General features: G+C 71.3%; 13 protein-coding genes. 4 read left to right on the top strand and 9 right to left on the bottom strand.

Annotation, left to right across the window (positions count from 1 at the left end):
• Nucleotides 1–61 precede the first annotated feature (61 nt).
• The 3 genes from OG844_RS38490 to OG844_RS38480 form a co-directional block, all read right to left on the bottom strand.
• The gene (locus OG844_RS38490; protein WP_406388879.1) at nucleotides 62–931 is read right to left on the bottom strand and encodes an SCO1664 family protein; all 870 of its coding nucleotides are present in this window, start codon (nucleotides 929–931) and stop codon (nucleotides 62–64) included.
• Nucleotides 895–1,485, bottom strand: a complete 591-nt coding sequence (locus tag OG844_RS38485; protein WP_406388881.1) for a DUF3090 domain-containing protein — start codon at nucleotides 1,483–1,485, stop codon at nucleotides 895–897. The genes OG844_RS38490 and OG844_RS38485 overlap by 37 nt, the downstream gene beginning before the upstream one ends.
• A gap of 108 nt (nucleotides 1,486–1,593) precedes the next feature.
• Complete coding sequence (locus OG844_RS38480; RefSeq protein ID WP_384603587.1) at nucleotides 1,594–2,304, bottom strand: histidine phosphatase family protein; 711 nt, start codon at nucleotides 2,302–2,304, stop codon at nucleotides 1,594–1,596.
• A 63-nt stretch (nucleotides 2,305–2,367) separates the two neighbouring features.
• Here OG844_RS38480 and corA point away from each other — a divergent pair, with 63 nt between their 5' ends.
• The gene (gene corA / locus OG844_RS38475; protein WP_406388882.1) at nucleotides 2,368–3,354 is read left to right on the top strand and encodes a magnesium/cobalt transporter CorA; all 987 of its coding nucleotides are present in this window, start codon (nucleotides 2,368–2,370) and stop codon (nucleotides 3,352–3,354) included.
• Between the two features lie 33 nt (nucleotides 3,355–3,387).
• On the opposite strand, the gene OG844_RS38470 is transcribed toward corA, so the two are convergent.
• On the bottom strand, nucleotides 3,388–4,176 hold the full coding sequence (locus tag OG844_RS38470) for a ferritin-like domain-containing protein (protein WP_406396032.1): 789 nt from the start codon (nucleotides 4,174–4,176) through the stop codon (nucleotides 3,388–3,390).
• 249 nt (nucleotides 4,177–4,425) lie between these two features.
• Nucleotides 4,426–5,478 (bottom strand): LLM class F420-dependent oxidoreductase, encoded by a 1,053-nt coding sequence (locus OG844_RS38465; RefSeq protein WP_406388884.1) that lies wholly within the window; start codon nucleotides 5,476–5,478, stop codon nucleotides 4,426–4,428.
• Nucleotides 5,479–5,622: 144 nt separating this feature from the next.
• On the opposite strand from OG844_RS38465, the gene OG844_RS38460 reads away from it, so the two are divergent.
• Complete coding sequence (locus OG844_RS38460; protein WP_406388886.1) at nucleotides 5,623–6,606, top strand: aldo/keto reductase; 984 nt, start codon at nucleotides 5,623–5,625, stop codon at nucleotides 6,604–6,606.
• Nucleotides 6,603–8,936 (top strand): helix-hairpin-helix domain-containing protein, encoded by a 2,334-nt coding sequence (locus OG844_RS38455; RefSeq protein ID WP_406388887.1) that lies wholly within the window; start codon nucleotides 6,603–6,605, stop codon nucleotides 8,934–8,936. Before OG844_RS38460 ends, OG844_RS38455 begins: the two co-directional genes overlap by 4 nt.
• Before the next feature lie 69 nt (nucleotides 8,937–9,005).
• Here the strand turns inward: OG844_RS38455 and OG844_RS38450 are convergent, their stop codons facing one another.
• Nucleotides 9,006–9,665: a hypothetical protein gene (locus tag OG844_RS38450; protein WP_384603578.1), complete on the bottom strand. Its 660-nt coding sequence runs from the start codon at nucleotides 9,663–9,665 to the stop codon at nucleotides 9,006–9,008.
• Between the two features lie 47 nt (nucleotides 9,666–9,712).
• Between OG844_RS38450 and OG844_RS38445 the strand changes: the two genes are divergently transcribed.
• Nucleotides 9,713–9,901 carry a DUF5703 family protein gene (locus OG844_RS38445; protein WP_185301746.1) on the top strand — a complete coding sequence of 63 codons (189 nt, stop codon included), beginning with the start codon at nucleotides 9,713–9,715 and terminating at the stop codon, nucleotides 9,899–9,901.
• A gap of 69 nt (nucleotides 9,902–9,970) precedes the next feature.
• On the opposite strand, the gene OG844_RS38440 is transcribed toward OG844_RS38445, so the two are convergent.
• The 3 genes from OG844_RS38440 to OG844_RS38430 form a co-directional block, all read right to left on the bottom strand.
• Nucleotides 9,971–10,735: a chaplin family protein gene (locus OG844_RS38440; RefSeq protein ID WP_406388889.1), complete on the bottom strand. Its 765-nt coding sequence runs from the start codon at nucleotides 10,733–10,735 to the stop codon at nucleotides 9,971–9,973.
• A gap of 135 nt (nucleotides 10,736–10,870) precedes the next feature.
• Nucleotides 10,871–11,104 carry a chaplin ChpH gene (gene chpH, locus OG844_RS38435; protein ID WP_406388891.1) on the bottom strand — a complete coding sequence of 78 codons (234 nt, stop codon included), beginning with the start codon at nucleotides 11,102–11,104 and terminating at the stop codon, nucleotides 10,871–10,873.
• 164 nt (nucleotides 11,105–11,268) lie between these two features.
• Nucleotides 11,269–12,594, bottom strand: coding sequence for a M20/M25/M40 family metallo-hydrolase (locus tag OG844_RS38430; RefSeq protein ID WP_406388892.1), 1,326 nt, complete (start codon nucleotides 12,592–12,594; stop codon nucleotides 11,269–11,271).
• Nucleotides 12,595–12,752: the final 158 nt, after the last annotated feature.

Genomic DNA, 12,752 nt, shown 5'->3' with positions numbered 1-12,752 from the left:
GATCCGCCCTCCGGACCCGCTGTCCGGCCTTCGGCCACCTGCCCCCGCGAGAGGGCCGCTCTCAGACCGGTGGCCACGGAATCGCCGGCCACTCCCCGCTCGGCTGCGGGTGCCTCCCGGACTTCCGCAGCCCGGCAACCCGCCCCCGCAGCGCGTCGAGCTCCACCGCGGTGATGAGTTCCCCCAACCGGGTGGCCAGCGCCGCACCTGGTTCCAGGTCGGCGGACAGCGCGTCCAGTACCTCGACCGCCTCGGCCGTCAGCGGCTCGCCCGCCCAGCCCCACAGCAACGTCCGCAGCTTGTCATCGGCGTTGAAGGTGACACCGTGATCGATGCCGAACAGCCGGCCTCCGGGGGCGGGCAGCAGATGCCCGCCCTTGCGGTCGCCGTTGTTGATCACCGCGTCCAGGACCGCGAGCCTGCGCAGCCGGGGGTCGTCAGCGTGCACCAGCAGCGCGGTCTTCCCCTCTCCCACCTCGGCGAAGCCCACAGCCTTCCAGCCGTCCCCCGGCTCCTCGTCCTCGACGAGCCCGAGCAGCGGCGGCAGTCCGTGGACACCGCCGCCGTCGGCCGCGGACTCCTCGGCGGTCTCGTCCGCCTCGATCCACAGTTGGCACATGCCCTCGCCGTAGGGGCCCTCGCGCAGCACCGTCGGCGGCACGAGCCCCCACCCGGTCGCCTCGGAGAGCTCGTAGGCCGCAACCTCGCGCTGGGCGAGCGTGCCGTCCGGGAAGTCCCACAGCGGCTGCTCCCCGGCCACCGGCTTGTACACGCAGGGGCGTTCCTCGCCCTCGTACGCGACCGTGCAGTAGAGCACGGCGTTCGACGCGCCGCGGACCTGTCCGAGGACCGTGAGCTCCCCCTGGGCGAGCAGGGTCTTCAGTCCGGCCTCCGTCAGGCTCCGCGACGGTATCCGTTCTGGCGCGGGCATACGTGTCCTTCCGGGTCGAGCGGCAGGCTGCAGAGCGGGCACGGCGGGCGGCCTGCGTTCACGACGTCCAGGGCGCGCTTGGCGAACGCCCGGGCCTGCGCGCCGCTCAGCCGGACCCGGAGCATCGGCGGGCCGTTCTCCTCGTCCTGCAGGAGCCTTTCCTCGGCCTCCGCGAGGTCGTCCGCGGAGTCCGCGTCCAGCTCGACGAGGGCCTGCGCCTCGACGATCATGCGCTGTTCCTCGCCGTCCCAGGCGAGCGCCATCGTGCCGACCCTGAACTCCTCCTCGACCGGGGCGTCGAGCGGGGCGGTGTCGGTGACGTCCATGGGTGCCACCGCCGGCACCGGTGAATTGCCGCCGGTCCGCCGGACGACCTCGTCGAGGAGTTCGTCGATCCGTTCGGCCAACGCGGCAACCTGGGTCTTCTCCAGGGCCACACTGGTGACCCGTCCCGTCGAGGATGCCTGCAGGAAAAACGTACGGCGGCCAGGCAGCCCGACCGTACCGGCCACGAAACGGTCCGGGGGGTCGTAGAGGAACACCTGACGGGACACGTCCTGTCTCCCTTGAAATATGAAGGCGAATGGGGGCCGCCCGGGCCCCGGGGGGGGGGATTCCCCCGCAAGGCCTCCACGGCGCGTCCACCCTACTGCGCGGAGAGATCACGGCGCCCCCGCGCCGCCCCCGACGGCCGCATCCGTTGCCTCCTCCCCCGCCGCGTCGGCCCCCAGGGGCTGTTCGCGCGGTGCCAGGGACGCGAAGTCGCCGGTGTCACCGAGGCGGAGGAGGAAGGGCCGGAGGCGGGTGTAGCGGATCGCGGTGACCGAGCAGGGGTCGGCGTGAATGCGCTGGAAGAGGTCGAGGTGCATGCCGAGCGCGTCGGCCACGAGGGCCTTGATGATGTCGCCGTGCGAGCACATCACGTACGTGGCGTCGTCGCCGTGTTCCGCCTCGATGCGGCTGTTCCAGTCCCGTACGGCGTCCACGGCCCTGGCCTGCATGGCCCGCATGGACTCGCCGCCGGGGAACGCGGCGGCCGAGGGGTGCTGCTGCACGACGGACATCAGCGGTTCGTCGGAGAGTTCGGCGAGCTTGCGCCCCGACCAGTCGCCGTAGTCGCATTCGCTGATCCGGTCCTCGGTCCGCAGGACGAGGCCGGGCCGGGCGTCGAGCAGGGGCTGGAGGGTCTCACGACAGCGCTGCAGGGGGCTGCTGACGGCCGCGACGAGGTTGATCGCGGCCAGTCGTCCGGGCAGCGCGGCCGCCTGTTCGGCGCCGCGCTCGTCGAGGGAGACACCGGGGGTCCGCCCCGCGAGCACTCCGGCGGTGTTGGCGGTCGAGCGTCCGTGGCGTACAAGGATGAGCGTGGGCATACGTGCCAGCGTAGAGGGAACGTCGAAGGTGCGAGGAGGCACGATGCAGGGAAGAATGCGCGCGTGATCGTGGACTGCGGCATTTACCGGGACGGGCGCCGGACCGACGGCCCCGCCGACTTCTCCGACGCCCTGGGCGAAGCGCGGCAGGTCGGGGACGCCTTTGTCTGGATCGGACTGCACGAGCCGACGGAGAAGGAGTTCGACCTCGTCAGCAGCGAGTTCGGCCTGCACCCCCTGGCGGTGGAGGACGCCCTGCGCGCCCATCAGCGTCCCAAGCTCGAGGTCTACGACGACTCCCTGTTCGCCGTCATCAAGCCCGTGGTCTACGAGCCGGAGAGCGACACGGTCAGCACCGATGAGCTGATGATCTTCATAGGCGACTCCTTCGTGGTGACCGTCCGCCACGGCGAGGGGGCACCCCTCGCAGCGGTACGCCGCCGGCTCGAGGCCGAGCCCGAGGTGCTCAGGCACGGCCCCACGGCAGTGCTGTACGCGGTCAGCGACGCGGCGGTCGACCACTACATCGAGGTCGCCGCCGAGCTCCAGGCGGACCTGTCGGAGCTGGAGGCGCAGGTGTTCGCCCCGAGCGGCACCGGGGACGCCAAGAACACCGCTGCCCGCATCTACACCTTCAAACGGCAGGTGCTGGAATTCCGCCGGGCGACCGGCCCGCTGACCGCGCCGATGACCCGGCTCGCGGGCGCGGGCGTGCCTTTCGTCGACAAGCACTCTCAGCCGTTCTTCCGGGACGTCAGCGACCACCTGACGCGTGCCAACGAGCATGTGGAGGGGCTCGACCGGCTGCTCTCGGACATTCTGTCGGCGCATCTGGCACAGATGGGGGTACGGCAGAACGACGACATGAGGAAGATCTCGGCGTGGGCGGCCATGGCCGCCGTACCGACCATGGTGGCCGGCATCTACGGCATGAACTTCGACCACATGCCCGAGCTGCACTGGGTGTGGACGTACCCGGTGGTGATCGGGCTGATGGGCTGCGCCGTTTTCGGCCTGTACCGCCTGTTCAAACACCGCGGCTGGATGTAGCGCTCCGCGTTCGGGGCGGGCCGGGCCCGTCCGTCAGGCGTACTCGACTTCCGGCGTCGCCGGGCCGCCCAGCGCGTCGGGCCGTGCGGGCGGCTCCAGGCTCACCATGCGCCGCCAGCCGGCCAGCCGCTCGTACGCGTACATCCCGTGGATCCCCGCGGCCAGGACGGCCGCCTTGGCGCGGGGCCAGCGCAGCACGGTGCCCATGTGGCTCATCACGGCGAGGCTGACGTCCCGGTACACCCGGATCTCGGCGAGGGCGCACTCCCGCAGGACGGTCTGAATCGTCCGGCCGTGCCCGGCCCGGGCGAAGCGGAGCAGTTCCTCATGGCAGTAGGCAAGGTGGTTGTCCTCGTCCCGCGAGATCATCTTCACCGCGCGGCCGAGTGCCGGATGGTCCGCGAAGTGCCTGCGCAGCAGCTGCATCTGCTCGGAGGCGCGCTGTTCCGTGACCCTGCTGTGGGCGAGGTAGACGATGATGTCCCGCTCCGACAGCGGTTCGTCTCGGTTGAGCTGGTCATGGGCGAGGCCGATGCCGTGCCTCTCCAGGAGCCGCGTGTAGTCGGTCTCGTACGGCACGACCACGGGTTCGAGCCCGCGCTGCTTCAGCAGGGCGTTGAAGATCCGGCCGTGCTTGTCCTCGTCGGCCCCGTGCCGGGTGATCTTGGGGGCGAGATCGCGCAAGGTTCCCGGGACGAGGGCGGCGATGCGGCCGTTCTCCCAGCCGCCCTGGGACTCCCCGCTGGCTGCGATCGAGCAGAACAGCCGGAAGGCGTCGTCGTCGTCCAGGATCTCCTGAAAAAGACTCTTTGCCGAGAGCATCACTGCCACCCTTCGCACCGTGTCCGCAGAAACAAAGTCAAAGGCGGAACCGGGCGGCAGGCAACACGAGGGGGGCCGGACAGGGCCGAACGGGCCCCCGCCCCGTCCGGTCGGCGGCGTCGGGGCGTCGGGGCGTCGGGGCGTAACCGTCGGGCGCGGTGCGCGTTGTTCCCTGTGACGGCCGTGGCGGGGAGGACCCCAGAAGCCCCCACCACGGCCGTAGTGCTGTCCCCGGGGGCGTGGAAGGCCCTAGGCGGCGATGCCGGAGTGCTCCAGGGCGTCCGTGCCGGCGCGCAGGGCCGCAAGCCGCTCCTCGAGCGTGAAGCCGGCCGGGGCGAGCGTCAGCGTGGTGACTCCGGCGGCGGCGTAGGCCTGCATGCGTTCGGCGATCCGCTCCACCGAGCCGAGCAGCGTGGTCTGGTCGATGAGCTGGTGCGGCACGGCGGCGGCGGCGCCCGCCTTGTCACCGGCCAGGTACTTGTCCTGGATCTCGGCGGCTTCCTTCTCGTACCCCATGCGCCGGGCCAGCTGGTTGTAGAAGTTCTGCTTGCGGCTGCCCATGCCGCCGACGTACAGCGCGGTGTACGGGCGGAACATGTCGGCGAGGCCGTTGATGTCGTCGCCGACGGCGAGCGGCAGCGTCGGACAGACGTCGAAGCCCTCCATGGTCTTCCCGGCCTTCTCACGGCCGGCCCGCAGGTGCTTCACCGCGGTGTCCTCGAGGTGTTCGGCGGAGGGGAAGATCAGCAGGGCTCCGTCGGCGATCTCGCCGGTCTGCTCCAGGTTCTTCGGGCCGATCGCCGCAATGTAGAGCGGGATGTGCTCGCGCTGTGGGTGGACGGTGAGCTTGATGGGCTTGCCCGGGCCGTCGGGGAGCGGCAGCGTCCAGTGCTCCCCCTCGTAGGAGAGGCGCTCGCGGGACATGGCCTTGCGCACGATGTCGACGTACTCGCGGGTGCGGGCCAGCGGCTTGTCGAACTTGACGCCGTACCAGCCCTCGGAGACCTGCGGTCCCGACACACCGAGGCCGAGGCGGAACCGGCCTCCGGAGAGCGAGTCGAGAGTGGCCGCGGTCATCGCCGTCATGGCGGGCTGACGGGCCGGGATCTGCATGATGGCGGACCCGACGTCGATGGACTCGGTCTGGGCGGCGACCCAGGCAAGCACGGTCGGTACGTCGGAGCCGTAGGCCTCGGCCGCCCAGCAGACGTCGTAACCGAGCCGGTCGGCCTCCTGGGCGACGGCGAGGTTGTCGCCGTCCATGCCCGCGCCCCAGTAACCGAGATTGATGCCGAGCCGCATGCCGCGCTCCCTCTACTGATGAGTAACGTCCCTGTGTCCCGGACTCTAGCGCGCATGCCGGGGATCCGGCAGGCTGGACGGCCCTCAGTTCGGTTGTCCACAGGCTTCCACCCTGTGGGGCCTTGGCCAGTAATCTCAGCGCCCATGGAGCAGAGGCATCTCGGCCGTACCGGCCTTCGCGTGTCCCGGGTCGGGCTCGGCACCCTCACCTGGGGCCGGGACACCGACGAGCACGATGCTGCCGACCAGCTGAAAGCCTTCTGGGACGCCGGCGGCACGCTGGTCGACACCGCCGATGTGTACGGCGGCGGGGAGGCCGAGTACCTCCTCGGGCGGCTCGTCGACAACCTGGTGCCCCGGCAGGATCTGGTCATCGCGACCAAGGCCGGCAGCGTGCCCGATCCGTACCGCCGCTTCGACGGATCGCGCGGGCATCTGCTGGCCGCGCTCGACGCGTCCCTGGAGCGGCTCGGGACGGACTACGTCGACCTGTGGCAGGTCCACGCCTTCGACCCCGTGACTCCGCTGGACGAGACCCTTCAGACACTGGACCTGGCGGTGTCCTCGGGACGGGTCCGCTATGCGGGAGTGTCGAACTTCAGCGGCTGGCAGCTGGCCAAGGCGGCCACCTGGCAGCTCGCGGCGCCCGGTCTGCGTACCCGGCTGGCCAGCACGCAGATGGAGTACTCACTGCTGCAGCGGGGCATCGAGCGGGAGGTGCTGCCCGCGGCACTGGATCTCGGAGTGGGGCTGCTGCCTTCGTCCCCGCTCGGCCGCGGGGTACTGACCGGCAAGTACCGCACCGGCACGCCGTCCGATTCACGGGGCGCCTCGGAGCACCTCGCCCCCTTCGTCGAGCCGTATCTCGACGAACCTGCGAGCCGGATCGTGGACGCGGTGGCCACAGCCGCGGACGGCCTCGCCACGACACCTCTCATGGTCGCGCTCGCCTGGGTGCGGGACCGCCCGGGAGTGGTGGCCCCGATCATCGGCGCGCGCAACGCGCAGCAACTCTCCGAGGCCTTGTCAGTGGAGGCGCTTAGTCTTCCTGACGAGATCTGCCAGGCGCTCGACGATGTGTCGGCGCCCGTGCACCGCTATCCCGACCAGGACTGGAGCACGCTGTGACTGCCCTTCCCCGGGGGGAAACCCCGGACCCCGCGGCCGAGAACCACGAGGACCGCGAGGACGCGGGCTCCGACGACGCCGTCGGCGCCTCCGGTGCGCCCGGCGACGACGGGGCCGCGGAGGGCGGTGCGGAGCAGGTTCCCGCGAGCCCCGAAGCCTCCGCAGAGTCCGAGACCGCCGCGGACGCCGAGGCCTCGGCCGACCTCGAGCCCTCCGCAGAATCCGCAGACGCCGAGGCTTCCGGCGGCACCGAGGCCGGCGGCACGCCCGGGACCGTCGCGGATCCCGCGCTCTCGGAGGCCGAGATCGAGCTGGCGGCTCAGCGCGAGCTCCGGGAGCGGATCGAGAAGCGCAAGGCGGAGAAGGAAGGACCCATCGCCGCCGGTACGAAGCTGAGCGGCCCGGCTGCCGACCTGCTCGCGGCCGTGCGCGCCGTCGAGAGCGGCGAGAAGGCCGGCACCGCGTTCTTCGAGCCGCGCGCGTCGGCGCCCGCGCCCCGCCCGGCCGCCACCGGACCCGCGTCCGTACCCGCTGCCGCCCGGCCCCGGCCCGCCGGACAGCAGCCCACGCACAGCGCCTCCCCCGAGGCGGCCGGCGCCGTCGCGGCGGTGCTCGCCGAGGGCGGCGCGCCCGAGGCCCTGGCACGGCCGGCTGCTGTGACGCTCGGCGAACAGGCCGCCGGTCTCCTGCGCGAGGACCCCTGGCAGCTGCTGTCCGTGCCCGGGGTCCGCCCCGAGCAGGCTGACGGCTTCGCCAGGGCTCTGCTCGGGGCGGAGTGCGGCCCGGACGACGAGCGGCGCACGGCGGCGCTCGTGGGCTGGCTGCTGGAGCGTGCCGCCCTCCAGGGCCATACCGCACTGGACGCGTCGCAGGTACGTGCGGCACTGGCCGAGCGCGCGGTCACCGATCCCGAAGCCGCCGTCGAGCACGCCGTCGCCGAGGGTGTCGTGCTCGTCTTCCAGGACGGCCTCGACCCCGCGGACGCCGCGGAGGCCGAGGAGTCGGAGGGGGACGACGAGGACGGCGCTCAGGACGCACACGACGAGCAGGAGCCGGTACAGGTCCTACTGGGCCTCGACCGGTACGCGCTGGCCGAGGAGAGCCTCGCCGACGGCCTGGCACGGCTGGTCAACGCCTGCGAGAAGGGCGCCGACTGGACGGAGGCCGCTGACGCCGCCCCGTCGCCCTCGGCGGCCGAGCTGATCAGGACGGTGGCGACCGCCGGACTCGTCGCCCACAGCGGTGGCGAGAGTGCCCGGGCGGAACCCGCCGCCCTCGTCGCCGCCGCGCAGGGCCTGGGACTGCGCGCCCTCGGCGCGACCCACAGTGTGGACGGCAGGCACCGGCTGGCCACCGCGGTCGGTGATCCGCGGACCGCGGTCACCCTCCTGGATCTGCTCTCCGGTGCGTCGGGCCCCGGACGGGACACTGACGGTGCCCTCGCCTTGGACCTGCTGGTCGTGCTGGACGCGCCGCAGCTCGATGTGGAGACCGCCGCGATGCTGGTGGAGTCCCTCGCCGACGGGACCCGGCTGGTGCTGAGCGGCGACCCGGGTGTGCTGGGTTCCGCCGGTGCGGGCCGGGTGTTCGCGGACGTGCTGGCGGCACGCGCCTGCCCGCAGGTGGTGTCGCGCACACCGGACCCCGGACCGATCGGCGAACTCGTCTCGGGCATCGGAATCGGTGAGCTCACCCAGGTCGACGCGCCGGGCCGGGAAGTCGTGATCGTCCCCGTCCGCGATGCGGGTGAGGCGGTCCACCGCACCGTGCAGCTCGTCGCCGACTCGGTGCCGCGTGCCATCGGCGTGCCTTCGTCCGACACGCAGGTGATCACCGTCGGACACGGTGGCTCCGCCGGCACCAAGGCGCTCAACGCGGCGCTCAAGGAGCGGCTCAATCCGGGCCCCGGCAGATTCGGCGGCTTCGACCCGGGCGACCGGGTCGTCCACGTACCGGCTCCCGGCAGGACCGTTCCGGGTTCGGTCGTCTCGGCCGACGCCGAGGGACTGCACCTGGACTGTGCGGGCACCCCCGTCGTCGTACCCCCGGACGCGGTGGAGTCGTCGGTACGCCACGGCTGGGCCCTCAGCGCCCATCAGGCGGCCGGAATGCGCTGGCCCGCCGTGGTCGTCGTCCTGCCTGGCGATGCGGCTCAGGGCCTGAGCCGCCCATGGGTGTACACCGCGTTCAGCCGCGGTGAGCACCACCTGTCCGTGGTGCACGGCGTGGACCAGGCACTGCCGCGCGCGGTCGCCGAGATCCCCGCCCAGGAGCGGACGACGCGGCTGCGCCCCCTGCTGGAGGCGCTGCCGACCCCGGACGCGTCCTAGGGAACCCCGGCGTGCCCCGGACCGCCCGACGAAGGCCCCCGGTGCGCGCCGGGGCCTTCGTCCGCGGAGTCAGGAGCCGCCGACCACCGACACGTCCGCGTCTCCGTCCAGCTCGTCCTCGTCGAAGACCGAGCTGACGTCGAAGCGGCAGACCACCTGCGCCGGATCGGCGTCGTCGAACGGTGCCCCGAGCCACTCCCCCGGCTCGGGAAGCTCGTCCACTGCGGAGACCCACAGCGTGGAGTCGCCCTCTTCCAGTCCGAATTCCTTGTGCCGGGACGCGATCTCGTCCACCTCGTACTCGCCGAACAGCACGCCCAGCGCGGCATGCACGCTGGTGCCGACCACCGGCACGGTGTCGCTGTCGTGCTGGTCCGGGTCCAGGTCGGCGAGCCGCTGGGCCTGGGCCAGCAGCCGCGGGGGTTCCACCACCGCGTAGTCGCGCCTGATCAGCACACTGAGGGCGTGCGGCTCCTCCGGACCCGCGTACGGCGGCAGCGAGTCCTCAGCGCCGGGGATCTCGAAGGGGGTGACCTCGTCGTAGCGGTCGTAGAGGAATTCGTCGTAGACCTCGGCCGCAGCGGCCAGTGCGTTGAACGCGTCGAAAACAGCGGGGTCGTCGTCCCCCGTACGTCGTTCGACCGCCTCGAGGTGGCGGTCGAGCGCGGTTTTGACTGCATCGGCGGCGGCGCGTACCTCGGCAGCGGTGGGCTGCGCAGCATCAGACATAGTGCAGACGCTATCCGTACCGGGGCTCTGCACGCACAATAGATGCGATGCCGGAATACGAATTTGTCGACGTGTACGTGCCGCGCGGGGTCTCCCGCAAGGAAGCGACCCGCCTGCTGACCGACCATGCCGAGTACGGGCACTGGGAGTTGGACCGCCTGACCCTGCGCCTGGACGGCAGCCGCCGCGTCCGGTTGCGCCGCCGGATCATCCGCCAGCTCCGGGCCACCTGGTAGCGCGGAGCGGGTCCCGCGCCTGCGGAACCCGCTCCCTGAACGACGCCGTACGCCGAAGTCGCGGTGCCGTTATGCGGCGCTGCGCGAGCGGCGGTACAGGACCGTACCCGCACCGGCGAGCAGCAGGCCTGCGCTCGCCGGGACCAGCAGGTCGAGCCCGCCCGCACCGGTCTGTGCGAGCTGCGGGCCGGGCACGAGCTGGGCCTCGGGAGCGGGCGGAACCTGCGCGGGCGGCAGGGCCGGCTCCTCGGGGGTGTGGGGCGTCTGCGGTACGACGGGCGGAGGGCTGACCTCCGCGTCGTTCTCGCAACTGTTGCCGAAGACCGGGTTGAGCAGGCCACCGATGGTGACGCTGTTGCCGCAGACGTTCACGGAGATCTCGACCGGCACCTGCACCTGGTTGCCGGAGCCGATACCGGGTGACCCCTTCGCCTCCCCCTGAGCGGAGGCGCCCGGGGCGCGGTGCCTGCCGGTCCCCTCTCCGCCGCCCAGGCCCTCGTGCCCGGAGGCCCGGCTGCCGGAGCCGGACCTGCCGTGTCCGTGACCGGACGAGGCGCCGTCTTCCCTGGAGTGGCCGGGACCGGCGTCCGCCGATCCGTTTCCGCAGTCGTTCCCGCCCGTGGGATTGAGCAGGCCGACGACGTTCACGGAGTTTCCGCAGACGTTGACCGGTACGTCGATCGGGACCTGGATCGAGTTCCCCGACAGCACCCCCGGTGAGTTCGACGCGCCGCCTGCGGCTCCCGAGTCGGCGTGTGCGTAGCCACCACTGAGCGCGAGCACGCCGCCCGCCGCTGCCATGGTGATCAGGCCTTTACGTGTGACCTGTCGCATAGGTTCGTTTCCTGCCTTCTGCCTTCCGAATGCCCTCGGCACAGCCGTGCGAGGGCCGAATGCCCAGTGGCCCCGGAGTGCATGGCGCACTCCGGGGCCGACCGGACTCACACCCTTACGGGTTGGTGTTCAACGTCAGCTGTTGACGCAGACGTTGCCGAAGGCCGGGTTCAGCAGGCCGATGACGGAAATGGTGTTGCCGCACACGTTCACCGGAACGTGGACCGGGACCTGGACAACGTTGCCCGAGAGCACGCCGGGGCTGCCGATGGCAGCACCCTGGGCGCCGGCGTCGGCAGAAGCCATACCCGCACCCGCGAGCACGAGACCACCGGTAGCAGCCGCGACCGCGACGACCTTCTTGATCATTATTCCTCCTGGTTGACAAGTGCGATCCCAGCCGCGGACCGCATCACCTGTAACGAGGAGGGAGTTGGGGGGCTACGAGTGCGCGACCCCTTTCATCCTTTCCGGTGAGGTACGCACACGCTGGCGAATTCGGCTGCCGGCAGCGCGCCCTCTGCTCCAGGACCTCAGGAATGGTCGATGAAGCGGTCGAGCACCCGGGTGCCGAATTTCAGGCCGTCCACCGGCACCCGCTCGTCCACACCGTGGAACATGCCGGCGAAGTCCAGCTCCGGCGGCAGCTTCAACGGGGCGAAGCCGAAGCAGCGGATGCCGAGGTCGTCGAAGGACTTCGCGTCGGTACCGCCGGAGAGCATGTAGGGAACGGCGCGGGCGATCGGGTCCTCGGCCTTGAGCGCGAGCTGGATCGCGTCCACCAGGGAGCCGTCGAAACTGGTCTCCAGCGCCTTGTCGCCGTGCACGTCCTCGCGCTTCACCCGCGGGCCGAGGATCCGGTCGAGGTCGGCCAGGAACTCGTCCTCGTAACCGGGCAGGAAGCGCCCGTCCACGTGCGCGGTGGCCTGTCCGGGGATCACGTTCACCTTGTACCCGGCGCCGAGCATGGTCGGGGCGGCGGAGTTCCGCAGGGTGGCGCCGACCATCTTGGCGATCCCGCCGAGCTTGGCGAGCGTCGCCTCCATGTCCTCCGGGTCGAGCGGGGTGCCCAGCGCGTCGGACAGCTCGTCGAGGAAGGACCGCACGGTCTTGGTCACCCGGACCGGCCATTTGTGGCGGCCGAGCCTGCCCACGGCCTCGCAGAGCTCCGTGATCGCGTTGTCGTTGTTGGTCATGGATCCGTGCCCGGCCGTGCCGTCCACGGTGAGCCGCATCCAGTGCATGCCCTTCTGCGCGGTCTCCACCAGGTAGAGCCGCAGGTTCTCGTTGACGGTGAACGAGAAGCCGCCGACCTCGCCGATCGCCTCGGTGACGCCGTCGAAGAGGTCACGGTGGTGGTCGACGAGGTGCCGCGCCCCGTACGTGCCGCCCGCCTCCTCGTCCGCGAGGAAGGCCAGCACGATGTCACGCGGGGGCTTGCGTCCGCTGCGCATGCGGTCGCGGACGACCGCGAGGGTCATCGCGTCCATGTCCTTCATGTCGACCGCGCCCCGGCCCCAGACGCAGCCGTCCGCGATCTCGCCGGAAAACGGGTCGTGCGTCCAGTCGACCGCGTTGGCGGGGACCACGTCGGTGTGCCCGTGGATCAGCAGCGCGGGCTTGGAGGGGTCCTCGCCCTCGATCCGGGCCACGGTGGATGCCCGGCCCTTGTGGGACTCGATGATCTTCGGTTCCAGCCCGACCTCGGCGAGCTTCTCGGCGACGTACTCGGCGGCGAGCCGCTCCCCGGGGCCCGAGTGGTCGCCGTAGTTGCTGGTGTCGATCCTGATCAGGTCACGACAGAGGTCCACGACCTCATCCTCACCGGAGACGGTCCGAGTCGTGTTGGTCTCGCTCACGCTGCTTCCTTCCACTGTCGCGGTGGTGCTCCCCCTCATCCTCGCGCGCCTGCCCCGCACACCCAAGACCGCCCGCTCCTCGTTACGTGCCTTTCACACCATGGGGCGTGATCGAGCACCCCCGAATGTTTGCTATGGTTTTCCACGTCGGAACGGGC

The sequence above is a fragment of the Streptomyces sp. NBC_00887 genome, from assembly GCF_045207585.1.
The sequence above is the reverse complement of the archived record's forward strand: the minus strand, read 5'-3'. Positions and strand labels throughout refer to the sequence as shown.

What these genes read in the sequence shown, in the direction of transcription:
- OG844_RS38490 (WP_406388879.1), bottom strand. Translation starts at nt 931, where the DNA reads ATGCCCGCGCCAGAACGGATACCGTCGCGGAGCCTGACGGAGGCCGGA.
- OG844_RS38480 (WP_384603587.1), bottom strand. Translation starts at nt 2,304, where the DNA reads ATGCCCACGCTCATCCTTGTACGCCACGGACGCTCGACCGCCAACACC.
- OG844_RS38470 (WP_406396032.1), bottom strand. Translation starts at nt 4,176, where the DNA reads ATGCTCTCGGCAAAGAGTCTTTTTCAGGAGATCCTGGACGACGACGAC.
- OG844_RS38465 (WP_406388884.1), bottom strand. Translation starts at nt 5,478, where the DNA reads ATGCGGCTCGGCATCAATCTCGGTTACTGGGGCGCGGGCATGGACGGC.
- OG844_RS38460 (WP_406388886.1), top strand. Translation starts at nt 5,623, where the DNA reads ATGGAGCAGAGGCATCTCGGCCGTACCGGCCTTCGCGTGTCCCGGGTC.
- OG844_RS38450 (WP_384603578.1), bottom strand. Translation starts at nt 9,665, where the DNA reads ATGTCTGATGCTGCGCAGCCCACCGCTGCCGAGGTACGCGCCGCCGCC.
- OG844_RS38445 (WP_185301746.1), top strand. Translation starts at nt 9,713, where the DNA reads ATGCCGGAATACGAATTTGTCGACGTGTACGTGCCGCGCGGGGTCTCC.
- OG844_RS38440 (WP_406388889.1), bottom strand. Translation starts at nt 10,735, where the DNA reads ATGCGACAGGTCACACGTAAAGGCCTGATCACCATGGCAGCGGCGGGC.
- chpH (WP_406388891.1), bottom strand. Translation starts at nt 11,104, where the DNA reads ATGATCAAGAAGGTCGTCGCGGTCGCGGCTGCTACCGGTGGTCTCGTG.